Genomic DNA, 23,168 nt, shown 5'->3' on the forward strand with positions numbered 1-23,168 from the left:
CTGAAGGTGGCTAGTTTGGAAAAAAGACATTTATTAAGTTTACTTATATGTATGCTTTTATTGCTTCTTATTATAGTTCTATTTAAATATCAATATTCGGTTAATGTTGGTTCATTAGATTCCTGGATCGGTGAATATCGCTATGAGGAGTATTGTCCACCAAATATGGGGATGTCATATGTAATTAATGTATATAAGGATGATGGTTTGTCTGCTTATATTAAAATTGATGGATTTCAAACATTAAAACGATTAAAATGCAAAGTATGGATTAGAGGGAATGAAGCCATATTTGTATTTAATCAATATTATACAGATGAAGATGGTAATAATACTATCTATGAATCATATAGTGAAGGTGATAGTTTACTTAAATTAAAAAAGGAGAAAGGTGAATTGATTACAGAATGGGGAAAACTAAAACCGATGTTACCGGAAAATGAAAAACCAGACCAGTATTTTAATGGTGAATAAGATTCATCCAAAAGAAAACAATGGTATGAATTAATAATAAGTGAGAATGTAAAGGGAGCATTATGATAAAAAGAATATCAATTACGGTATTATCAGTATCTTCTATCTTTTTAATTTCATGTTCCAAAATAAATAATAGTGAATATATTGAAAACACAGAGAAAACAGAACAAAACAAAGTATATATTGATAAATTCAAAGAAATAAATACTGAACAAATTACTAAAAAAGAAAAAGATTTAAAATTATATGAAGATTTTTTAAAAGGAAATATAACTATTGGAGGTGTTGATATAAGCTATTTGACGATACCAACTGGTGAACCCAATAAACGTTATCCCACTAAGTACTCATATTTTGATTCTAATGGAGATGGGATGCCGGAACTGCATGTAAAATCAAGTAAGTATTATTATATACTAACTGTTAGAAATAATAATCTACAAATTTGGAAGAATTTGTCGGATCAATATTATGTTGCACTAAATAATGGCACATTTTTGAAATATTATCCTATAAATGTATTTGATAAAATTGAGTATGACTTTATTATATATAATTTCATGGGTGATGAAAAATGGAAACTTAATTTTTATAAGACAAGTGAAGAAAAGTATTTTTTCTCGGATGTTGAAGTCACAAAAGATCAGTGGGACATGTTGACAAAACAATTTTTCTTTAATGATAGTAAAGGAGATTTGCGAATACAAAATGAAATTCAATGGACTATTCTATATGAATGAATTCATATTATGAGTACCTTGATTTCTGAATGGTAAAGGAAAAACCGAAAATGGTGATGATATGATTTATTAACAGCTCCTACAGGGGAACCAGATCAATGATATAGTTAGAGAGCCAGGAAAGGAAAAAAGAGGGAATGAAAAGAAGAATAATTGATTTGTTATGTGCATGTATCTGTCTGGCGGTCATAGGAGTGGTTATATTTTACCCCGATCAGATTAGAGGAAGAAATACTATTTTAGTGACAGCAATATTTTTAGAAATTGTATTTCTGATACTATCAATAAGGGATAAGGAGGAACGAAAGGAAGCTGTGGGGCATTTGGGGATGGGACTGCCTTCAGAATCAGAGCTAATAACTGAAATAGTCCTGCTCAGTGAAGAAGATACAGAACTGATGACATGGGACATGTATGGAAAAATAGCCATGATTATAGGTCGGGATGTAAAAGAAAACCAGGTGGATATTGATCTGGGGAGGAGTACTTATGCCAGTATGGTGGATATCGAACATGCAGTGCTTAATTATTCCGTTGGGAACTGGTATGTGGAAGATCTTGGCAGTACAAACGGTATTAGTGTTAAAAAGGCGGAGGACGGAAGAGTTTATAAACTTTCCGCAGATACGCCCTGTCGAATGGAACGGGGAGACTGTTTATATGTGGGGTTAAACCGACTTCTTTTAAGATAATTTGGGGTTAAATGGATTCTTTATTTAGTAGATTTTTTATAAATTTATAACACAAAAGAAAAGGAGCTTAAGACATGAGCGGAAATCTGATTCGGTGCCAGAACGGGCATTTATTTTCATCAAGAAGATATGGGACGGTATGTCCTTATTGCAACATTGAAACAGCCACGAAGGAAAAAAAAGAGGCCGGTGGAAAGAATGAGGAAGAATTAGAGGAGCTTTTATTTACGCAGGAAACATCTCCTGTATGCGGCTGGCTGGTCTGTATTTCCGGTCCGAGGCAGGGAAAGGATTATAAGATAAAATCTGGCAAAAATTTTGTCGGACGTGCAGATGACATGGATATCCAAGTGCTGGGAGATAACAAGATATCCCGGCGTAATCACGGTGTCATCGTCTTTGATCCGAAGAAAAAGGAGACAGTATTGCTTCCAGGTGACAGCAATGGTCTTGTATATCATAATGAAGCTGCAGTTTATACTCCAACAGTATTAAGCGCTTATGACGTAATTGAGATGGGAGAGAGTAAGTTTGCATTCCAGCCATTCTGCGGAGAAAACTTTATGTGGGAAGATAAGGAAAGCAATCCAGAATCAAAGCAGTAGGGTTGCATGTGAAACAGATTCCTGAATTTGAATATAACAGAATGGAGGGGAATCATGACAATTCCCGAATCAATTCTTCTTTTTCTGGGGCTTGCAGGAGCAGTACTACTAATTCTGCGCATCAGACTGGAAGTTATTAATTTTCGGAGCAGATCCGGAAGAAGGCGTTTAAGCTGTGAAAGCGGAGCTTCCAAAACCATCGGTGACCGGGAGGTACAGGAAGATGAATACGGAATGACCGAAACAACGGAAGGTTCCATGGCGGTTCTTGCAGATGGTATGGGAAAACACTTTGGCGGTAAGATCGCCGCTCGGACATCTGTTCAGACATTTTTGGATATGTTTGAGGATAAAAATGCATTCTATAATCCCCAGTATTCCTTTCGCAAGGCATTTCATGGAGCTAACCGCGAAATACTAAATCAATTAGAGGAAAACCAGGGCTGTGCTTCTGTGGCAGCAGTCATGATAAAAGAGCGTAAGCTTTACTACGCTTCTGTTGGCAATGTAAAAGCTGCAGTTTATCGGAACAGAGAGCTGGTTCCTGTAACATCGGGACATACGATTAATGTTCTGGCAAAGCAGAAGTACGAGGAAGGTAAGCTGACAAGGCAGGAAGCAGTCAGTCTTCTTGATCATCACAGGCTGTATAATTATGTGGGGCAGGATGGATTTCGGGATGTGGAATTTTTTGATACGCCCATTACCCTTTACGGTGGTGAATATGTTCTTCTTATGACGGACGGGCTCTATGAAACGGCCAGATGGAAAGATATCGAAGATTGTCTGGAGCAGGGAGGAAGCTGTCAGGAGAAAGCTTATAAAATAATTGAACTGGTTAATAAAAGTCAGGAAGAAGATAAGGATAATGCAGCGGTAGTGGTGCTGCAGATACGCTGACAGAGAAAAGACCAGAAGGAGACTATGGGATGAGAAAACAAAACAGTACATTCAAGACGGCATTTATATCGGAAGCGGGTTCAGAACTAAAAAATAACGATTATTTCGCTTTTGTTGAGCTGGAACAGTATGCCTGTTATGTGATAGCGGATGGATTGAATGACCTGCCAGATGCTGAAAGTGCAAGGCTGGCAACACAGAGCATTATCCTGGCTTTCCAGGCGCACCCGTCTATAACAAAGCGAGCAGTACTATCCTACCTGGAAGAAGCAAATCAGGCGCTCTTTACGGCAGACTGCCGGGAGCGTCTAAAGGCTTCTGTTACGGTGATTGTTACCGACTATGCAAAGGTACGATATGGTCATGTGGGCAACACCAGACTGCGCCTATACCGGGATGGTTCTATGCTTGAATCCACCCAGGATATGTCTCTGGGTACAGAGCTGGTAAAGGAGAAGAAGCTTACGGAGGATGTCCTCTCCCGCCATGAAGAACGAAATAATTTATATTCCTATTTAGGAATTGGAAAAGGTTTAAAATCTATTGTATCAAAGAAAAAAAAGCTAATTAATGGAGATATCCTGGCATTCTATACAAGAGGAATTTGGGAAAATTTAGACAGCGGTGAATTAGATGACGTATTCTCTGAGGCAAAAGGGGAACCGCAGGAGTGCCTGAACAATGTAGAGGATCTTTTGCTGTCCCGACAGCCTGAGAATCTGGATAACTATACATTCGCTGCCATTTTTATAGACAAGGTGTTTTTGGATCCTGATAAAAAAAGCCGTACAAAAAAGATTATTACTATCACAATTATATCCATTGTTATTATTTTGGTGATCGGTCTGGCTTTATGGCTGTTTCATTATGTAAAGCAGAAGTATAAAGAAGATATGGTGCGAAGGTACACGAATACCATCGAATACATACAGGATAATAATTTTGTGAAAGCAGAAGAAGAGTGTAAAGAGGCAGTTAAGCTGGCAGAAAAGCTCCGAGACAAAAAGCAGGTTCGGGAATTTACTGATTATCAGAAACTGATTGAAGCAATCAACACTGCGGAAGACGCTTACAGCGGTGAGAAATACGAGGATGCCCAGGCTGCCTATGTAAAGGCAAAAGAGCGGTCCAGATATGCAGACAGGATAGCAGATGAGTACATAGACAAACAGTTGGGAAGAATTACGGATTATCTCTCAGTATTTGATTACATTCAATTAGGTGATACTCTGGTCTCGCAGGGAGATTATCAAAGGGCTGAAGAAAAGTATTTACTGGCAAAAAGTCTGGCTACACGGTCCTATTTTGAGAAGGGGCGTAAGGAAGCCATGGATGCGTTGGAAACATTGTACACCAAAAGAGATAAGTCAGAGGAAGCAGATACAAAACAGGCAAAGGATAAAGCATCGGATGAAACTGGAGCTGCCCAGCTTGCGGCGGAGGGTGATAAGGCATTTGCCGACGGAGATTACCAGGGTGCAAAAGCCTACTATGCTATGGCATTGGAGAAATATCAGCAGTTGAAAGATGATGTTCATGGCGAATTGATCCAGGTGAAGATCGCTTCCAGTGACAGCAAGGCAGAAGAAAATGAACAGAAAAAGTCCCAGGCGCAGGAATATGTGGATGCTGGCAGGGAGGAAGAAACTGCTGGAAACCGACTGGAGGCAAAAAAACAATATCTGTTTGCAAAGAGTATTTATAAAGAATTAAAACTGGATGATAAGGTTGAGGAAGTAGACGGGCTGATTGAGATTCTGGAAACGGCAATGGAGCAGGAAAAGGAAGAGCGTGAAAAAGATTTAAAAGCGGCAGAAGTAAATGAGAGTCAGGTAGACAAAAGTAAAAGTAATAAAACAGATAAAGAGGGAGAGAAAGCCAATTTAGGAAGCACAGGTCCCGGATCGGGAATATGAAATAGCAAGTTTGGTTTGGCAGGAGGGGGCATATGGAAAAATGGAAGGACAATCATTTATCCGCTATATTGGAGTATCCTTTTGATTTTGAAAGATACATAGAAGAGAGATTGAGGGAAATAAGTGATTTTGATGAGCGGCAATATGCAAAAAAGATATTGGCAGAAGGATTGGGAAAGCTTATCCAATGCACAGAATCCCGGTATCGGAGTTTAGAAAAACGTGTATATGAAGAACTGGAGATTGGAGCAAACCAGTATGAAACAGTTTTGACTGTTGTAAACCGGAATAATTATGACCCCACAAATTTAACGCTGTATCCGGTTGTAGAAGAGGATTTACAAGAGGAAATTCTGGTTGAAAAGCTTTCGAATGAAAATCAAATGTGGCTGGGAACAATTTACTTGAGAGTAAGCGAGCAGGAACAGAGAAGATTTGAACAGATACAAAGTTTTGCCGGTACTTTAAATTATGGTGAAGAAAAACAGGATACGGAGTTTTATGTCCAGCCAGCAAAACGTTACCGAAACATTATGGAGAAGGTTTACATAGTATTTCAGGATAATCACATTCCTTGGGAAACTATTAATACAGCGTATCTGGATAAGTTCTATGATGTTTACACGGTAGTACAAGAAAAGGGGACCGTAACCCTTGAAAATGCAGCAATTATTTTTGACGAATTTGAAAGCGCAGTATGCTATGGACAGGTACCTCTCTGGAATATGGAATGGGTGAAATTTGATAGCGGTGATTTTATGCTTCCCAGTATGAATGACATTTATTACGAACATGAATTTACACTTGAGGATAAATCAGATGGAGATGGGTACTTAATCGAAACAAATGAAGATATCTTGGAAATTCGACATGAGAAAAAGAAAATAGTTATGAAATCCCAAAAAGAAACTTTTGAAAGCTGGAGGGTTCTTCATATTATTCAAAAGGAAACCATAATCTCTCTGGATTACGATACACCTATGATAACGAATCATAAAAACGATTCATTTATCCGCAGGTTTGCGGAGAACAGCCGTACAATGCTTATGACTAAAACTGATCTTTTCCGACGGATTATGGAACTGGATATCAGGGATTACATCGAGGTTATTGGATATGAGATTTGTTCCAATGTCAGAGATTATAAAACAGTGGAGAGCATGAACTGGTTTGTCAGAGATGAACTTTTTCCTATGGAGAGCCGAAAGGTAATGCTGCTGAAATTTAAGGAAAAGGAACCGGGGAATTACTTAAATGAAAGCATGGTACGTTACGTAATTTCACAGATACAATTAGAGATCAGCGAATATCGCTGTGTTGGAGTGATAATATGAATTACGCATGGGAGGCTGCCCTGGCTGCTGATGAGGCAGGTATCAGGCGGGAGGATATCCGATACATAGCAGTAAGGAATGGCAGTCCGTATACAGAGGTAACACTTGAGACAATCAATAGCAGAGGATTGGAAGAAAAGAAAGTAGAGATGAACCCTCTCTATCGGTTTTCCAGAGAGTTTTCAGAAATGTTTGATATCAATCTGGAGGGATATGAAACGTCAAGAAACCTGTTTTTTGATTGTGCTATGCAGTATCTGGTACAGCTTGATTTGCGTCAGGGGCTGTCCAAACAGGAATATGCTCTAAGGTTTCTACTTAGAGATCTGCTGGAAGGGGTATGCGGAAGCCAGGCAGCACGGGTGACAGAGCAGTTCGAAAAAGATAAGCTCCATCGTCTGCTTCGCCTGATATTAAAGCTATACCAGTGCGGAAGCAGCATTTATCTTTTCCGCGAAGTTATGAGGTGTATGTACTCGGACTCCATGGTATATGCAAATAATGAGGCTGCACGTCAGGTACTGGTATACGTAGGAATTAAGGAAACGGAAACAGAACGGGAACGGCTGGAGTTTTTGCAGGATATGTTTCTTCCGGTCAATTACCAGATGTTTCTGTTCTGGGAACATCATTTTGGCATTATTGATGTGGATGAGACCATGGAATTCGGCGAAATGGTGTTATTTTAAAAAGAAAAAAAGGAGCCAACTGAATGAAATATTTTGAAGTTCAAGATACACCGGAGTTAAAATATGCTCCCCAATTGAAAAACTGGTATGGATCATTTGATGTACGGGATATTCGTCTTGAAACATTTCCAAAGTTACCCGATATGCAAATGTTCCTTTTAGAATCATCGGAAAACACTGTCTTTACAGACATTATTCTGTTTCCATTTCTATTGATTTCACCTATGATTCATGAGGTCATTAATATGTATCAAGAATGCTGTTTTTTTAGGAATGTAATTTTATTAAATCCTTTCAATCAGGAGTCCAAGCTTTATTATCTACCTGTTTTTAGTGAGATTTCTAATATACAGCTATATAAAAAACAATATGATAATGGAAACTATATTTCTGATACGATAATACCACAAAAAGAAGCAATTAGACCAGATAAGAATATTTTCTGGGTTAGTGATTCAAAGAAAAGACACATCATACTGTCTATGGACATTGCAGAAAGCCTGATTCGGCGTGGTGTAACAGGTCTGGAATTATGTGAGGTTGAATTATATCAAGAAAATTAGGGAGGGAATGTTATGAGAGAAGAAAGATTAATTGTACGGCCATTTGAAGATATGGAAATTTTAGATTACCAATCTAACCAGTTGGTTAATAACCATGCTTATGTGCATATGAGAGGCCGTATTCCCATGGATCGGAAAGAAGATTACATGAAGCTTGGGAAAAGGCTGACCTGGGTACAGGTAGTAGCCATATCGGGGAGAGAAGAGATCAGCTTGTTTTACGGTATTATTGAAACGTTACGTATAGAGGTAACAGTTGGGAGTTGTATAGTAGACCTGCACTTATGTAATGGTACAAAGCTGATGGATTATGAAGAGCACATTAGAAGTTTTCAGGAAAATGAGCTTACTTACAGCAGCTTACTTGATATTTGTAACCAGGGTTATGAAGAAGCAGCAAAGATTATGACAGAAGCAAAGGGGAAGAAAATTGACTGCTTTGTCATGCAGTATGGAGAAACGGATTGGGAGTTTATTAAAAGGCTGGCTTCAATGAATCATACGGTAATCTTCGCGGATTGTTCCACAAAGGGAGAACGGTATCATTTTGGAATTCCAGATAGAAAAGGAGAGAATGAAGGACTCTCAGGCGAATATTGGACGCAGTATGATATGCAGGAGTACTGGGATAAGAAAAAAAATGGATTGTCTGTCCAGCCAGAGGATATGATGTCTTATGTTTGTGAAACAAGGGAAATTCACAAGTTGGGAGAAAGAAGCGTTGTTGATGGAAGAGAATTATTTATTTGGAAAATTGATTCTCTTTTAAAGGGGAACGAGTTGTATCACACGATCTTTATGAAATCCCGCAGGGGTCTGCAGGAACCTGTTTACTATAATAAACGTGTTGCAGGTGTATCGCTGTTGGGAAATGTTGTAAAGGTAAAGAATGAAAAAGTACAGATAACAATACAAAGTGATGAAAATAAAGAACAATCCGGTGTACGCTGGTATTCATTTTCCACAGTCTATTCATCTCCTGATGGTACAGGCTGGTACTGTATGCCGGAAATTGGTGATACCATACGCCTTTATTTTCCAATTACAAAGGAATCTGAGGCATATGTGGCTAGTGCATATCATGAAAGTGATGCGAGGCTTAGAAAGACCCCGGATTGTAAATTTTTACGTAATAAAGAAGGAAAAGAAGTACAACTGTCTCCAGGGCGTATCTTAATGACAAATAATGATGGGACGTTTATTGAGTTATCCGATGAGGATGGAATTAATATTGTTAGTGAAGGCTCAGTGAACTTAAGGTCTGAGGGAAGTTTAAGTATAACCAGTTCTAATTCCTCGATAACTATGTCGGCGCCTAAAAAGGTTACTGTTAAACGAGGCGATTCAGTTCTCAATCTAAATGGAGATCTTACCATGGAGGGAACGAAAGTAATGTTGTAATAGATACCATTTAATTATATTCGGCAGAGTGGAAGGAGTGTAGTAGATGGAAGTTATTATTAATCAAAGGTTGAGACTGGAGACCGATATCCCTGTTTTAAAGGTGGAGAAATTTCGTTTTTCCTGGGTGCTGGGAGAACATGGTTGTGTGGATTTTGATGGCTATTTGAATAGAAACGTCAGTTGGAGATACGAGCAGATATGTGAAAAACAAATACAGCTATACCTGATAGAGAGTGAAAAGGTACAAAGAATTTTCTGTGGTTATATCAGTCAATTTAAGACGGAAGATGTTGGCCAGACAACACGATTTTACCTGCAGATAAAATCAGGTTCTGTGCTGTTAGATAGAGAATCATTAAGCCGATCTTTTCAGGATATTGCTAAATCATATGGCGAAATTGTAAGAGAGGCAGTTCAAGGCCAGTCAGGACAGGTAATAAGAGACAGAGAGATTGATACAGAGATTGGTTTTCCTGTCATATGTTATGATGAGACTCCGTGGCAGTTTGCAAAACGAATGGCAGACCGTCTGGGAAGTTTTGTGATTTCAGATATAGAAACCGGCAGACCTAATCTATGGTTTGGTATGAGGCAGGGGAAAGAGGTAGTACCGCTTTCGGAGGAAAGCTATACAGTAGAATTGAAGCCAATAGGTAAGAAAACTGGAATCACCTATTATTCAGAAGGAAAGAGTTTTTATAAAATAGGTGATTATATGAAATACATGGGAAGAAAAGTTACAATTACTGGTGTGGAAGGGCATTATGAGTATGGTGACTTAATCTTCCACTATACTTTAGAAGAGAGAGCTTTTCGTAATGTAAGCCCTCAGTATTGTGGACAACCTTCTGGTACGGGTTTTTGGGGAACGATACAATCAGTAAAAGAAGACAGGGTAAGCATTGCATTGGATATTGATCAGAAAAAAAGCACCGGAAGTTATTTCTACCCATGGTATCCGGAGACTGGGAATATTATGTATGCAATGCCAGAAAAAGGGGCACGTGCACTTTTGCATTTTTTTGGAGAAGATCAGCAGGAAGGTGCAGTAATTCACTGTCTGAATCAAAATACACAAAAACGCAGTTACAAAGATCGGGGAGTTAAATTCAAAGATGGTAATTATATAGGCCTTACAGAAGAGAGCCTTACCTTATCCCAGGGAGGGGAACATACTCTGTCCATTGATGATGATACCGTTGCAGTTAATACAGTAAAAGACTTAAATATTCTGGCTAATGACGGAATAAGGATAAAAGCCAGAACATTACGGATTGACACACCGGAAGAATTAATAATCTATCATGGATAATATTGGGAGGAGACAAAGAGTATGGATTACCTGGATGAAGAATTACTGGAAGCAAAAAGAGAACTGGAGCGGCAGAGACATACTACCTTAGAAACAGGAATTTATGCAGGAGAGGAGCTAATCACCTTCAGACAAATAACATTGCCAGACGCATGTGTTCATTTACAAATTCCCGAGCAGTTTGTTGTAATGCCAGAAGAGATCAAGCGTGTAAAATATCCTTCGGTAAATGCACCAAAGTTTATTATAACAAGTCTGGATAGTACTGTAAATATATGTGCCAATCTATTACCTGTTGTATTGGAGGAGGGGCAAATTAAGACCATGAGTCAACAATTTCAGACAGCATTAAAAAATTTCAATCCCTCCATTATTATAAAAAGACAGTCAGAAGGTCGTACTGAACAGGGAAATGAATTTGAATGGTTTGATTATAAGGGATATCAGCTTGACGGACAAAGTTATAATCGAGTGTATCTGATTAAAATGAGAAAATATGTCATGCACGGAATGTTCAGCTGCATGCAAAAGGCTGAAAACGACTGGGAAAATATCGTAGAGAAAATTTTTAAGGCGGTAGAAGAGGAGTTATAGTAAATGAACCGATGTAATGAATTGGAAGAGTGGATAGAAGAATACAGAAAAGATCGTATAGAGAAAAAAAGTGAGTATTTAGCTAATAATCTCTCTGCTATGGAATTGCTGTTTTATGAAAAACTGGAATTATTAATAAGGGAACAGACAATTCTGCAAGAAAGTGAAACTGAGCGAGAAGTCAAATATTTTTATTTGTGCCGTCTGATGAGCAGTGAATATACGGAAAGCTATGAAGCTGTTCTGGGACTGAGCAATCAGATGCTTTATCTGGATGAGCAGAAAAGCCAGGTTTATTGGTTCCCACATATGATTTATAAAAATATCCAAATGGATATGAAGGAAGTGGAGCAGATCGTGCGAAAGAAATTTTTGCGATTAGAGGCAGCGGAGTTATTTTATTTAAAACGTAAACTGTTGGGTGATGATTGGGATTTGCTTCAGAAGTGCTTTTCTGACTTAATTAAGGGAGCAATGGATGTATTCAAGAACCGTTCTCTTAAACTGGAGAAAGAACTTGTGGTTCTATCCGGAAATTATATGGATCATTTACAGACCGTGTGGCATGGTGATACAGAAAGGAGATAAAAAATGGGTGGAAAAAAAAGTTCTTTCCGAATGGAGAATGAGGTCAATGGGTATGGAAATACAACCTATGTGAAGGCAAGAACACAAGGTGTTCATCCGCCGCTGTCCCAGGAAAATGTACAGCTTACACCGGATTTTGGAAAGTTTATACTGACAGTATTAGGGGCTAATCCAACAGTGATAATACCAGCAAATGCTGATCCGGCTTTTCTAAGTATGCTGGGGGCTATGGCAAGTGCAAACCAGGCAATTATCAACAAAGACCAGGCAGGTAATTACAATGTGACTTTTCATTTATCGGAACAGAATCTGACCAATGGTTCTTATTTACAAGCAATGCAGACTTCATCTAATGTGAATAAATCCAATATAGGAGTAGTTGGAAAATGGGAGTTGGATGGCAGCAGGTGGAAATATTACCTAAATGGATATGTGAAAGGACAGTGGGTGAATTACAAGGACCGCTGGTATTATCTGGACAAAAACGGCTATATGGCACTGGGGTGGCAGACCATTGGCGGGAAAAAGTACTATCTTAAATCGAAAAAAAGCAAGGGTCTGGAGGCCGGTGGTTATATGGTAACTGGCTGGGAGAAGATTGATGGAACGTGGTATTATTTCCGCAGTTCGGGAGAACTGTTGACAAACAATTGGAAACAAGGCAAAGACGGAAAATGGTATTACTGCGGTAAAGATGGAAAGATGGCTACCTCTCAGATTATTGAATGGAAGGGAAAGAAGTATTTTGTAGATGAAGATGGAGCTATGGCAGTGAACAGGACTATAAAGGATCCGGAAACAGGGAAGGAATTAAAGGCGGATTCCAATGGGGTATTGAGCCAAGAGTGTGATAGAGGAGTCGGCGGAAGAGAAATTATGATTCCAGAAACCATTAAAGGACTTGTAAATGGTAAAAGTACCAAATTAGAACCTAGAAAAAATTGGTTTTCTTATCAGGGAAATAAAGAGGTAAAAGATAAAGATGGAAGGATAAAGATTGTTGTGGGTCCAAGAACATTAGATGAGTACTATCCAGATGATGGGCGTATATGGGAAAGTGATTTTAAGCTGCCAACTAGAATAGATATTTTTCTAGAGAGAATAGAGACAAAAAAGACAACGATTAAGGAATGCATTGTGTATAATGGGGCTAAAGCACATACATATAATAAATATCCCGATAACCATCCAAAGGATAAATGGGTTAGTGCTACAGCTAGTTTTGAGGTTGAAAGCGGAATTTTTCAAACGGGCATAGCTTATCCCAAATCAGATAACGCTAAAAATGAAACTCCTTTTTCTAGTAAAAACGTTGATGGTTCATCAATTGAATTTATCGGTAGGGACGGTATTGGTTTTGATCCTGGCGATTACAGATTATTGAAAATAATTGTTTTAGATGAATGAGTTGTTTTTGATTTGATGCTGTGTTCGGACGCGAATTAATATTATTTAGACCTGGACTTAAAGTTTTGTTACTTCTGTTTCAAGGCGTAAAAGTATCAAGCATATATTGAGAAATTAAGTTTATTATGCCTTTCCCATGTTTTATAGTGAATTGTTATCTCCAGGAATTAAAACATAATAGCATTCTGTGTGTTAGGTTGATGGTACATAGATGCTGATGTCGATCAATTGCGGGATGGTCGAGTTTATTCCTGCAACCCCTTTAACCTGACTGACTTGTAATTTAGTAAAGTGAAAGGAATAAATAAAAAATGAAAAATAACAGAATAGTGATAATTGCAAAGACGGTCATAACTGCATTATTAATTCTTCTTATCTATCATATAGGAAGTTCTGATTTTATAAGAGCCCAGATAAACAAAGAAGATGAAAAAATGCAGATTGATCCAATAAAAGAAACAAGTCTAAAAATACAGGCAGAGGAAGAGAAACTTATAGATTCAGATCATTTTCATTACGAAGATCTCAAGTTTGTAGATGTAAATGGATTTGAAATTATAAAAAAGGCTTATGAAGATATTGATTTTAATGGTGAATTTGAAAAAGGAAATATAGAGGATTATGATTATTACATACAGCTGTTTAGACGATTGGTAGATGGGAAAGTGACCTTTATATATAAAGAGTCGAAGCAGGAGTTCTATTTAAAGGATTTTGATGAAATAAAGCATAATTTTAATAATGACTCTTATTATAATCCTAATAAATATACTTATTATTTTTTTGATATGGATAAAGATGGACAGCCGGAATTAGGCATATCTGATGAATCCAGATTTGTTTATTTTTTTAAGTATGACACGCAAATACAAAAATTTACGTTATGGTATGCGAGCCCTACCAGTTGGAATTATTTAATTGGCAGTGAAAAGATAGGATATGGAAGAGGGACCTCTTATGCAATTGATATACTGAATCAGAATGGGAAATTAAAAACGTCTACATGGTTTTATATCGATGAGTATTATAATAAAACAAAACAACAGCCCGAAACTGTATATATAGTAAGTTTGCCTTTTTTTATAAGTGGTAGTGAAAATACAAAAAATTATAAAAGTATGAGGAGTCAAATAGGATATTATAGCGATATGTATGTCAATAGAAATCTGGAGAGATTTTATTTCTTCAAGATAACGGAGGATCAGTGGAAGCAGCTGACAAATAAGTTTTTTGAATTACGCGAACAATCCAGAAAAAATATTAATGAAGTTACATATACATATGAAGAGTTATTTGGAAAATAAAATTAAGCTAAGTATGTATCAAAATAAATATCCAAGCCCACTTATTGGATTGCTATTGGGTCAAAAATAATTAATAAGTCTTGTTCCGATGATGAAGATTTACAAGTTGGTGGTAAATGTAATAAAAGATTGGAAATATCAAATATGTTGATTAAACAGATAAGGATGATGGCTTTTATAAAAGGTTAATATTACGGCTATTTAGAATGAAATAGAAATAATGGATGGTGAGAATAAATATTATTTTTCAGATACTGTCTCAGTCTACTATGAGAAAATGTTGCCAGAAAGTAAACGTTATATTGTTGATGTTAATGGAGATAAAAAATCAGATATAGGAATCAGGTCTCCTTCTAATGCGTTGCTAACATATTATTTGAGAAAACAGGCACCTTAGATGAACACATATGGGAAAATATGCTGATGTTGTAATAAAGCGAGGGGATGAGTCGGACGTATATTTATACTGCAGGATTGGAGATGTTATAGCACATACTTGGATTAACAAAGGGAGTAAGGAAAATGGCTTAAGTCAGACAGGATATCCTTACCCTAATAATGCCTCTGGGGAAAAAACTGATCCAGGTAGCGCCAATGGAAATACAGTGGAGTTTATGGGAATGGAAGGAAATAATGGAGATATGAGCAAATATAAATTAGTTAAGATCATTGTATTTGATTAGAAGAAGGTAAGTGTGTTTAATAAAAGATTAAAGGGGAAAATTATTCTTAATAAAAAAAAATACTGTGTATATGTCTGTTGATTACTGTCTTGTTTTTAGTCACATCCTGTAATTTCGAAGAAAAAAAGGCGAGTAACCAGTCTGTTCTTATACAAAGCAATATTGAAAATAATATAAAGGGCTCCAGTTATGAAAGTGAGGAAAATGCAGAAAAGGATAAAAATTTTTATAAAAAGTTAATATTACGATTGATCCGGAATCAAATAGTAATTACAGATGGAGAGGAAAAATATTATTTTTCTGATACCGTTTCAGCCGATTATGAAGCAATGCTGCCAAATAGTGAATTTTATATTGTTGATATTAATGGAGATCAAAAGTTAGATATAGGTATTAAGTACCCTACCAATGTATTGGATACATATTATTATAATCCAGAGACGGATACATTAAATTTGGCGTTAGATAATCATATGTATACAGAGATTTTAGGGAATGGGCAGGTTATGACTGCTTCATATGCTTCCATGAGGACAGCCTATTTTTATCACGTAATTAATATTTTGGGAGAATATATTAGTACGGTTACTTTTATTGGAAATTATATGGGAGGGAGTATCTCATCCGACGGAACAAAGAACGATAATTTTTTGTATTCGATCGTGGTAGAAATGCGCTTACCAGGGCAGGAAAAATATCCAAACTTTACTAGCAGCACAACTGAAGTTACCAAAGAACAGTGGGATAGGATGAAGAAGCCATTTGATGAATTGCGTGATGATGCGCCAAAGTCCTTTAATTATGAAGAGTTAATGGCTGTTGAGTCATAAGTAGTTTGAGCTTTAACATAATGTTAATGTCAGTGAAAAAAACGATTGGAAATGGAAAAAATATGCAGATATTGTGCTAAAACGTGAAAATGAACCAGAGGTTTAATTTTAGTGAAGAATTGGACAGTTAAGAGTGCATTTATAGATTTATGGAGGAAATAAGGAGAATGGTAAAACATTATGATGGTGTAATAAAACGGAGGAATGAGTCCGCCTAGAAAGGAGATAAGGAATGGGTGTAAAAAAAGTTCTACGGGAATACAACCTATGAGAAGGCAAGAACACAGGGTGTTTATCCGCTGCTGTCCCAGGAGAATGTACAGCTTACATCGGATTTTGGAAAGTACATACTGACAGTATTAGGGGCTAATCCTACAGTTATAATACTAGCAAATGCTGATCCGGTTTTTCTAAGTATTCTGGGGGCTATGTCAAGTGCAAACCAGGCAATTATCAACAAAGACCAGGCAGGTAATTACAATGTGACTTTTCATTTATCGGAACAGAATCTGACCAATGGTTCTTATTTACAAGCAATGCAGACTTCATCTAATGTGAATAAATCCAATATAGGAGTAGTTGGAAAATGGGAGTTGGATGGCAGCAGGTGGAAATATTACCTAAATGGATATGTGAAAGGACAGTGGGTGAATTACAAGGACCGCTGGTATTATCTGGACAAAAACGGCTATATGGCACTGGGGTGGCAGATCATCGGCGGGAAAAAGTACTATCTTAAATCGAAAAAAACCAAGGGTCTGGAAACCGGTGGTTATATGGTAACTGGCTGGGAGAAGATTGAAGGAACGTGGTATTATTTCCGTAGTTCAGGGGAGTTGCTGACAAACAACTGGAAACAAGGTAAGGACGGAAAATGGTATTTTTGTGGCAAGAATGGGGCTATGGCAACATCTAAGATAGTTGATTGGAAGGGGAAAAAATATTTTGTAGATGATGATGGGTCTATGGCAGTGAACAGGACCATAATTGATCCGGAGACAGGATTGTCCTATGAAGCTAATGAAAATGGAGTACTTAGGCAAGTTTTGGAGATTATTTATGCAAATGCTGGTACAGATGCAGATCGTTTATCTATAACAGAACAAGAGGCAAATGCAAAATATATATATAAATATTTGACCAATGAGGGGTGGTCTATGGAATCGATTGCTGGATTATGTGGAAACATTGAAATTGAGAGCCATTTTAATCCGGGCGTATGGCAGAAGCATCATAGATTATCATTAGGTTATGGATTAGTACAAAGTACTGCATCTCGTTTTCTTGATTATGCTGGATTAGACGAATATAATGCAGATCAGATTGCTTTACAAGATCCAAAGTGCCTCTTAGATTTGGAGTTGGAATTTATAATATGGGAATGCCAGCCTAAACAAAGTATATGGCTGCAAGGGTCTGCAGTTAATAAATATGGTGCTCCATACAAAATGTCATTTTCAGATTTTATTGCCTCGACTAATTCACCAAGTGATCTGGCTTTAGTCTTTCATGGTCATTATGAACGATCAAGCGATGATCAATCCAGAAGAAATAAGAGGGCCTCAAATGCTAAAGCGTGGTATAAATACTTTAGTAATTTATAATATGTACCAGTATAATATATAAAGGAGTGATGATTTTGATTAATATACGTTATTATCTTATTAAGTATGTGCTTCTTATGATGATATGCACTGGTTTAACAGGTTGTGTAATAAATACTGATAGTTCACATTCTTTCGTAGCAGAGTCAATAGAAAAAAATAATCTCATATTTAACGATTCTATTGACTACAATTTATATCTAAAAAAGATTTGGGTCGGAGAGGAATGGGACGGTGGGGATTATGTATATCCGGCATCATTCTTTATTACAAAAATAGAGAATGGTAAAATAATGGGGAAAATGGCTACACATAGAGTTGCGGAGCCAGATTTTTATTATTATAAAAATGCGCCAGTATTAGATGACTTTATAGGTACAATAAATAATAGTCATGCTGAGTGCCAATTTACAGGGAAAAATGGAAACACAGGATCTCTTTTATTAGAGTTTAAGGAAGAAAATAAAATAGTAGCTACAATGGATTATAATACTGTACGTTTTATGGATATTAATAATTATGATAACACTATTCGTAAGATATATCAAAATTTAAAAGAAGGTGAAGAGTACTATGATAATTTAAAGCCTATGAAAGGCACTTATTCGTTCAGACCATATAATTTAGAGGATATAAAAAAATATATTGAAATGGAAAAACTCAATTTATATAAAGTAGACTTAAATTCTTGGGGGGAAGTATGCCTGGCGACAGTGATTTTTAGTGGTAATAAACCACATCCGGGAGCATTTCTATTAGATAGAGACAATTACATTTTCTATGATTTTAGTGCTCCATTTCAAGTGGGAACAGAGATAATTAATGTCACCCTAGAAGATATAAATGACGATGGATTAAAAGATGTACAAATGGAAACAGATTATGAAGGTATTGTATGGACTTTTTATCAAAAAGAGAATGGGGAGTTCTACGATCCTTCCGTCTATGATAACTCTATTGAGCAGTAATTAATCTAACGAGAGATAAAGAGAATGGGCTAACAGTTTATCATGTATATAAAGAACCAGTTAGAATAACTACAAAACCCTTAGGGTATATGAAAATAATGGCTGGAAAAGAACTGGCATTGGCTTTTGCTATTAAGCTTTTAAAATATTTCAAGAAAACAATTTTAATAAAATATGTAAGGGTGGGTGAGATTGAATATGACGGACCAATAGCAATTGATCATATGAATGGTTCACCAGTGGATTCACCTGTATCAATGCTAATTGGAGCAGGTGGGAGCAGTAATGTAACAATAACATACCCTAATGGAAGAAAAGATACAGGTACCTCATTTGTGTTACATTGGGTGACAATTACGGAATTAGAAATAAATGAAATTAATGATAAAGCAAAAGTAAAAGTTTCCTCATGGGGTGGTTGGGGTGAAGTAGATTTAGATGAGTATATACAAAATGAATGGCTGTATCAAGGATTGCGATATTTTGAATAAAAATAATAATAAAGTTAGTGAGGTGAATTTATGGAATCTTTTAATCGCCTCCCTTTTATAATTTTTTTATTGCTAATTACTTTATTAGTTATTTGCTTTGTATTATATAAATTTATAAAAAAAGTTAAGGGAGGATGGATTTTACTTCTAACTATTAGCTTAGTTATAATAGGTGGTATTAAGATTCATGATCGTATAATAAATTCAGTATTTTATGATTTTAAAGATAAAATGTGCAGTATTCATCCAGAAATCAAAAATATAGAATTACAAATCGGGCGTGGTCGAAACTCCTGTACAATAGATGTTTACATAGAAAAAGGGGTTGATAATGAAAAAGTAGAAGATATATTTATTGAAATGTTAAAAGAATTCAACCTTGAGCCTATGTCAAGTTATTTAAAGGGTAGTACTAATAATAGATATAAAAATTGGACAACTTTATATATTTTATTCTATGGATCAGAACAAGGTAGTTTTTACTCGGAGCATTATCAACATTCAGACTGGTTTACTGAGGAAAATCAAAAAGAGCAGATATGGAAAAATAGTTATACAGGTACAATATATTATTTATCAGGTTATCTGCGATAAGTTTATTATTCTAAGGCCAGCGTTGGGTCATCATATCTATACTGAAATTTTAGGTAATGGGCAAGTTATGATGGCATCGAGTTCCTCTTCGAGTACAGGAACTTATTCTGCTAGTAGCACAGTTGAAGTTTCCAAAGAACAGTGGGAAATGATGAAGAGGCCGTTTGAAAATTTGCGTAAAAATGCGCCAAAGCCCTTTAATTATGAAGAAATAATGGCAGTTGAATCTTGAGTAGTTAGTGCTTGTTATATAAAATGGCGATAAGAAGGCAAGAACAAAGACACTTAATATAATACATAAGGTGGGTGAGATGACCTCAGAGGTTGATAAATTATTAAAATTACATGAATATGACATATATAATAATGAATCCATAAATCCAGACAAATTGTACCAGTTAGCGGAATGTTTTTCTGAAGAAAATATAGATATACTTAAATACTTCTCTTACAATAAATTTTCTACAAAATTCTGTTGGCTGAATCCGATACTTATCATACATGAGATGAGATATCCGCAAAAGTTAAAATGCCTGCCGTGGCTTTTCGGATTGCTTCAGGACGTTAATTGGCCGGTATATCAGGATGTAATTCAAGCCTTAATGTCTTTTGATAAAAGAGATGTTGTATCCGTTATGGAAAAGTGTTTACAAGAGGCAAAATCACACGGAGATGAAATGTGGATTTCAGGAATGTATATGGCTGCACAGGAACTAATAATTGGATCGTGTGATTTTCAAAATAAAGAAATTTACCAAATATTTTATACAAGGGATTTATAAAAATCTCATTTACATTGTAATAAATCAGACAAGAGATAAAGGGGAATGAAATGGACAAGTATGGGTATGTATTAAAGCGTCAGGAAGAAAAGGTCACGGACAATCGTTACCACAAAAATGATTTAGAATTAATGACAACTTTCCAACTGCGTGAAATATGCAGGAAAGAAAAGATCCTTCATGGAATTATTAATCCCATGGATAAGGAAGAACTTATCCGTGTAATTCTCCGCTTTAAAGGTGCGGAAGAGTATTTTTTGATAGATAGTCCGGACGAAGCCGGTTTCCAGTCTTTAGAAAATGTACTGAAAGGAAGCAAACTTCAGGAACGGCAGGATATGAACCTTCAGTGTGGCTCAAAAATTGTAGCATATGACGGGCTGGCAATTGGCTATTATGACGGGCTGACCATACCCTATGAAGAACGGCTGGCAGGAACCAATGCCTTTGTGGTGGGAGGCGACATGACCTTGTGCGCAATTCTAAATGTTGTGCCAATGGGATCGCAAAAGGACTGTTTATATCTGACAAAGGCGGCTGAGATTTCCTGTAGGGAGTCCAGCATAAAAAATTACAGCCTGTATTGCGTGGGACGTAAAGAGTCAGAGCTCTTATATCAGATCTATAATGGAAAATATGATTACATACCAGAAAATCTTAACGTCTACCGGATGCCTCTTTTGGACTTTGAGATCAGAAAGCCAGTTCCCTTATCCATGCCAGTCGCCATGGATTTTGGGACGTCCAATACCACAGCAGGCGTTTATTTAGATAGTCTTTACTTTGAAAAGTCTGGTCTTCATGATGGGGAAAAAGGGCTGAAAGCCAACGCGGTTAATTATGCACTGTTTTATGACACTTCATCAGACTGGGAAGAGACAACTTTGTTTCCAAGTGTGGCAGGAGTTCAGGCGGTAGAATCCGGTAAACCTGCTTTTCTGTTCGGTTATGATGCCATTCGCCTGGCTGATTCCAGCTATATCGATGAGGGATTTTGCGTGTTCTATGATATGAAACGCTGGGTTGGTGATTATGAAAAGCTGGAAGAAATAACGGATCGCCAGGGAAGGCGGGGATTTATTTCAAGAAAGGAAATCCTTAGGGAATATTTTGAATTTGTTTTAAATGCAGTCAAAAACCGTTTTAAATGTGACATTAAGAGTGTCCACGTCTCCTGCCCGGTAAAGCAGAAAACTCAGTTTCAAAAACTGTTTTCCGAAATCCTTTCGGAGTATGCAGTTGAAAAGGGAGATATGATTGATGAAGGTGTCTCCGTTCTATACAGTACAATATCAGGAATGATACAGAGAGGGACCGCAAAAGAAGGAGAACAATACAAGGCACTTATGATAGACTGCGGTGGAGGTACCACAGATCTTTGCTCCTGCCGTTTCCGTATTTGGGACAATCGTGTATCCTACCGGATTGAAATTGACACTTCCTATGAAAATGGAGATACGGACTTTGGAGGAAATAACTTAACCTTCCGGATTATGCAGCTTTTAAAAATCTCCATAGTAAACCAGTTATTTCCCGGTACCCTGCTTCCAAAAGAACAGATTCTGGCAGGATACGATGTAGATGTGTTCCGATGTGTGGATCAAAGCGGGGCGTCAGAATTATACCGTGAATTAGAACTGGAGTACAATAAAGCGGAGGAATATCTGCCCACCCGTTTCAGGGAGTATGAGAACCGGAGCCGTGCAGATTATTACAAGGTAAAAAATAATTTCTACTTTTTATATCATCTGGCAGAGGTGGTAAAAAAGGAGTTTTATAATCATGTTGGAATTCTCCGGGTGGCATTGTCTTCTCAGGAAGTGAGGGAGAGTGCTACCCGCTGGATCCCCGCAGACAAATGGAAGATGACCTGCCGGAAGTCATCAGGGCTTGAGACTATGAAAGAATTTCCGACTGTTTATTTCAGTATCTATGAGATTGAAATGTTATTAAAGGCGGATATTTACGGAGTTATCCGTAAATTTGTAGAAGGAATGTATGAGGAAGATGTGTTGGAGGATTATTCCATTATCAGACTAACTGGACAATCCTGCAAGATTGAACTCTTCCGGGATGCCCTAAAGGAGTTTGTTCCTGGAAAGGCCATTCGGTTTAAACGCAGAAGCGGGGATACGACCAAAGATTTTGAACTCAAGATGGCATGTGTGGATGGAGCACTGCAATATTTAAAGGACAAGAAATATGGATTTGCAGATGTGACAATCCGCACAGAAGAGCCAGCACTGCCGTATCAGATCACCGCTGTTACTCACAATGGAGATGAGGTGGTGTTAATCCACCCGCTAAAGCGGAACAGTCCCAGTGGAATGATATCCAGAAATATGGAGGATTTAACCCTGCAGCTTCATTTAAAAGATTTATCAGGAAGGGAACGGTATCAATACACATCTTACAGTAATCCTCAGGATTTTAAAGAAAAAGAATATGAAGAGATTCAGAAGTTGTATGGAGAACACATTTTACAGGCAGATACAGATGATATCATTGAACAGGAAGTAAAGTTTTTTGTATGGGCCAGCCCTATGGAAGGGGCCTTTACTGTGGTGCCGGTGTACCGGAAGGAGAAAAAACTGTATCTTGGAAATGAGGAGAATTTTTCTTTTGAAAATGACGGTTGGGTTCAAAGCTTTTTTGATGGGATGAAATGATGGGCTGAAATAAAAAAGTGCA

23 protein-coding genes are annotated in these 23,168 nt (G+C 37.1%); all 23 read left to right on the forward strand.

Going from position 1 to position 23,168, the window contains the following annotated elements:
* Window positions 1-15 precede the first annotated feature (15 nt).
* The 23 genes from ABS301_RS14400 to ABS301_RS14510 all read left to right on the forward strand — a co-directional run bounded on the left by ABS301_RS14400 (window position 16) and on the right by ABS301_RS14510 (window position 23,146).
* Window positions 16-474: a DUF5991 domain-containing protein gene (locus tag ABS301_RS14400; RefSeq protein ID WP_349672876.1), complete on the forward strand. Its 459-nt coding sequence runs from the start codon at window positions 16-18 to the stop codon at window positions 472-474.
* A 62-nt stretch (window positions 475-536) separates the two neighbouring features.
* Window positions 537-1,217: a hypothetical protein gene (locus tag ABS301_RS14405; RefSeq protein ID WP_349672877.1), complete on the forward strand. Its 681-nt coding sequence runs from the start codon at window positions 537-539 to the stop codon at window positions 1,215-1,217.
* A 137-nt stretch (window positions 1,218-1,354) separates the two neighbouring features.
* On the forward strand, window positions 1,355-1,909 hold the full coding sequence (locus tag ABS301_RS14410) for an FHA domain-containing protein (protein WP_349672878.1): 555 nt from the start codon (window positions 1,355-1,357) through the stop codon (window positions 1,907-1,909).
* Window positions 1,910-1,983: 74 nt separating this feature from the next.
* Complete coding sequence (locus ABS301_RS14415; protein WP_349672879.1) at window positions 1,984-2,514, forward strand: FHA domain-containing protein; 531 nt, start codon at window positions 1,984-1,986, stop codon at window positions 2,512-2,514.
* 54 nt (window positions 2,515-2,568) lie between these two features.
* Window positions 2,569-3,414, forward strand: coding sequence for a PP2C family protein-serine/threonine phosphatase (locus tag ABS301_RS14420; RefSeq protein ID WP_349672880.1), 846 nt, complete (start codon window positions 2,569-2,571; stop codon window positions 3,412-3,414).
* Window positions 3,415-3,443: 29 nt separating this feature from the next.
* Window positions 3,444-5,330, forward strand: a complete 1,887-nt coding sequence (locus ABS301_RS14425; protein ID WP_349672881.1) for a PP2C family protein-serine/threonine phosphatase — start codon at window positions 3,444-3,446, stop codon at window positions 5,328-5,330.
* A 32-nt stretch (window positions 5,331-5,362) separates the two neighbouring features.
* On the forward strand, window positions 5,363-6,664 hold the full coding sequence (locus ABS301_RS14430; RefSeq protein ID WP_349672882.1) for a hypothetical protein: 1,302 nt from the start codon (window positions 5,363-5,365) through the stop codon (window positions 6,662-6,664).
* A complete protein-coding gene (locus ABS301_RS14435; RefSeq protein WP_349672883.1) occupies window positions 6,661-7,353 on the forward strand; it encodes a hypothetical protein in 693 nt (230 codons plus the stop codon). Before ABS301_RS14430 ends, ABS301_RS14435 begins: the two co-directional genes overlap by 4 nt.
* Window positions 7,354-7,376: 23 nt before the next feature.
* The gene (locus tag ABS301_RS14440; RefSeq protein ID WP_349672884.1) at window positions 7,377-7,916 is read left to right on the forward strand and encodes a hypothetical protein; all 540 of its coding nucleotides are present in this window, start codon (window positions 7,377-7,379) and stop codon (window positions 7,914-7,916) included.
* Window positions 7,917-7,928: 12 nt separating this feature from the next.
* A complete protein-coding gene (locus ABS301_RS14445; RefSeq protein WP_349672885.1) occupies window positions 7,929-9,317 on the forward strand; it encodes a hypothetical protein in 1,389 nt (462 codons plus the stop codon).
* A gap of 46 nt (window positions 9,318-9,363) precedes the next feature.
* A complete protein-coding gene (locus ABS301_RS14450) occupies window positions 9,364-10,632 on the forward strand; it encodes a contractile injection system protein, VgrG/Pvc8 family (protein WP_349672886.1) in 1,269 nt (422 codons plus the stop codon).
* Window positions 10,633-10,653: 21 nt separating this feature from the next.
* The gene (locus ABS301_RS14455; RefSeq protein WP_349672887.1) at window positions 10,654-11,226 is read left to right on the forward strand and encodes a hypothetical protein; all 573 of its coding nucleotides are present in this window, start codon (window positions 10,654-10,656) and stop codon (window positions 11,224-11,226) included.
* A 3-nt stretch (window positions 11,227-11,229) separates the two neighbouring features.
* Window positions 11,230-11,814: a hypothetical protein gene (locus tag ABS301_RS14460; RefSeq protein WP_349672888.1), complete on the forward strand. Its 585-nt coding sequence runs from the start codon at window positions 11,230-11,232 to the stop codon at window positions 11,812-11,814.
* A 3-nt stretch (window positions 11,815-11,817) separates the two neighbouring features.
* Window positions 11,818-13,221: an N-acetylmuramoyl-L-alanine amidase family protein gene (locus ABS301_RS14465; RefSeq protein ID WP_349672889.1), complete on the forward strand. Its 1,404-nt coding sequence runs from the start codon at window positions 11,818-11,820 to the stop codon at window positions 13,219-13,221.
* Window positions 13,222-13,532: 311 nt separating this feature from the next.
* A complete protein-coding gene (locus tag ABS301_RS14470; RefSeq protein ID WP_349672890.1) occupies window positions 13,533-14,525 on the forward strand; it encodes a hypothetical protein in 993 nt (330 codons plus the stop codon).
* A gap of 407 nt (window positions 14,526-14,932) precedes the next feature.
* On the forward strand, window positions 14,933-15,208 hold the full coding sequence (locus tag ABS301_RS14475; protein WP_349672891.1) for a hypothetical protein: 276 nt from the start codon (window positions 14,933-14,935) through the stop codon (window positions 15,206-15,208).
* 77 nt (window positions 15,209-15,285) lie between these two features.
* Window positions 15,286-16,038, forward strand: a complete 753-nt coding sequence (locus tag ABS301_RS14480) for a hypothetical protein (RefSeq protein WP_349672892.1) — start codon at window positions 15,286-15,288, stop codon at window positions 16,036-16,038.
* Window positions 16,039-16,466: 428 nt separating this feature from the next.
* The gene (locus tag ABS301_RS14485; protein WP_349672893.1) at window positions 16,467-17,642 is read left to right on the forward strand and encodes a phage tail tip lysozyme; all 1,176 of its coding nucleotides are present in this window, start codon (window positions 16,467-16,469) and stop codon (window positions 17,640-17,642) included.
* A 35-nt stretch (window positions 17,643-17,677) separates the two neighbouring features.
* Entirely contained in the window at window positions 17,678-18,610 is a 933-nt protein-coding gene (locus tag ABS301_RS14490; RefSeq protein WP_349672894.1) for a hypothetical protein, read from the forward strand.
* Between the two features lie 98 nt (window positions 18,611-18,708).
* The gene (locus ABS301_RS14495) at window positions 18,709-19,101 is read left to right on the forward strand and encodes a hypothetical protein (RefSeq protein WP_349672895.1); all 393 of its coding nucleotides are present in this window, start codon (window positions 18,709-18,711) and stop codon (window positions 19,099-19,101) included.
* A gap of 30 nt (window positions 19,102-19,131) precedes the next feature.
* Entirely contained in the window at window positions 19,132-19,695 is a 564-nt protein-coding gene (locus ABS301_RS14500; RefSeq protein ID WP_349672896.1) for a hypothetical protein, read from the forward strand.
* A 311-nt stretch (window positions 19,696-20,006) separates the two neighbouring features.
* Window positions 20,007-20,477 carry a DUF5071 domain-containing protein gene (locus ABS301_RS14505; protein WP_349672897.1) on the forward strand — a complete coding sequence of 157 codons (471 nt, stop codon included), beginning with the start codon at window positions 20,007-20,009 and terminating at the stop codon, window positions 20,475-20,477.
* A 50-nt stretch (window positions 20,478-20,527) separates the two neighbouring features.
* Entirely contained in the window at window positions 20,528-23,146 is a 2,619-nt protein-coding gene (locus ABS301_RS14510) for a molecular chaperone (RefSeq protein ID WP_349672898.1), read from the forward strand.
* The last annotated feature ends 22 nt before the right edge of the window (window positions 23,147-23,168 follow it).

This window comes from Lacrimispora sp., assembly GCF_031982545.1.
In the GTDB taxonomy this organism is placed as follows: Bacteria; Bacillota; Clostridia; order Lachnospirales; family Lachnospiraceae; genus Lacrimispora.

What these genes read in the sequence shown, in the direction of transcription:
- ABS301_RS14510 (WP_349672898.1), top strand. Translation starts at nt 20,528, where the DNA reads ATGGACAAGTATGGGTATGTATTAAAGCGTCAGGAAGAAAAGGTCACG.
- ABS301_RS14430 (WP_349672882.1), top strand. Translation starts at nt 5,363, where the DNA reads ATGGAAAAATGGAAGGACAATCATTTATCCGCTATATTGGAGTATCCT.
- ABS301_RS14450 (WP_349672886.1), top strand. Translation starts at nt 9,364, where the DNA reads ATGGAAGTTATTATTAATCAAAGGTTGAGACTGGAGACCGATATCCCT.
- ABS301_RS14460 (WP_349672888.1), top strand. Translation starts at nt 11,230, where the DNA reads ATGAACCGATGTAATGAATTGGAAGAGTGGATAGAAGAATACAGAAAA.
- ABS301_RS14410 (WP_349672878.1), top strand. Translation starts at nt 1,355, where the DNA reads ATGAAAAGAAGAATAATTGATTTGTTATGTGCATGTATCTGTCTGGCG.
- ABS301_RS14455 (WP_349672887.1), top strand. Translation starts at nt 10,654, where the DNA reads ATGGATTACCTGGATGAAGAATTACTGGAAGCAAAAAGAGAACTGGAG.
- ABS301_RS14415 (WP_349672879.1), top strand. Translation starts at nt 1,984, where the DNA reads ATGAGCGGAAATCTGATTCGGTGCCAGAACGGGCATTTATTTTCATCA.
- ABS301_RS14435 (WP_349672883.1), top strand. Translation starts at nt 6,661, where the DNA reads ATGAATTACGCATGGGAGGCTGCCCTGGCTGCTGATGAGGCAGGTATC.
- ABS301_RS14420 (WP_349672880.1), top strand. Translation starts at nt 2,569, where the DNA reads ATGACAATTCCCGAATCAATTCTTCTTTTTCTGGGGCTTGCAGGAGCA.
- ABS301_RS14485 (WP_349672893.1), top strand. Translation starts at nt 16,467, where the DNA reads ATGTCAAGTGCAAACCAGGCAATTATCAACAAAGACCAGGCAGGTAAT.
- ABS301_RS14445 (WP_349672885.1), top strand. Translation starts at nt 7,929, where the DNA reads ATGAGAGAAGAAAGATTAATTGTACGGCCATTTGAAGATATGGAAATT.
- ABS301_RS14475 (WP_349672891.1), top strand. Translation starts at nt 14,933, where the DNA reads ATGGGAAAATATGCTGATGTTGTAATAAAGCGAGGGGATGAGTCGGAC.
- ABS301_RS14470 (WP_349672890.1), top strand. Translation starts at nt 13,533, where the DNA reads ATGAAAAATAACAGAATAGTGATAATTGCAAAGACGGTCATAACTGCA.
- ABS301_RS14505 (WP_349672897.1), top strand. Translation starts at nt 20,007, where the DNA reads ATGACCTCAGAGGTTGATAAATTATTAAAATTACATGAATATGACATA.
- ABS301_RS14405 (WP_349672877.1), top strand. Translation starts at nt 537, where the DNA reads ATGATAAAAAGAATATCAATTACGGTATTATCAGTATCTTCTATCTTT.
- ABS301_RS14495 (WP_349672895.1), top strand. Translation starts at nt 18,709, where the DNA reads ATGGCTGGAAAAGAACTGGCATTGGCTTTTGCTATTAAGCTTTTAAAA.
- ABS301_RS14465 (WP_349672889.1), top strand. Translation starts at nt 11,818, where the DNA reads ATGGGTGGAAAAAAAAGTTCTTTCCGAATGGAGAATGAGGTCAATGGG.
- ABS301_RS14500 (WP_349672896.1), top strand. Translation starts at nt 19,132, where the DNA reads ATGGAATCTTTTAATCGCCTCCCTTTTATAATTTTTTTATTGCTAATT.
- ABS301_RS14425 (WP_349672881.1), top strand. Translation starts at nt 3,444, where the DNA reads ATGAGAAAACAAAACAGTACATTCAAGACGGCATTTATATCGGAAGCG.
- ABS301_RS14440 (WP_349672884.1), top strand. Translation starts at nt 7,377, where the DNA reads ATGAAATATTTTGAAGTTCAAGATACACCGGAGTTAAAATATGCTCCC.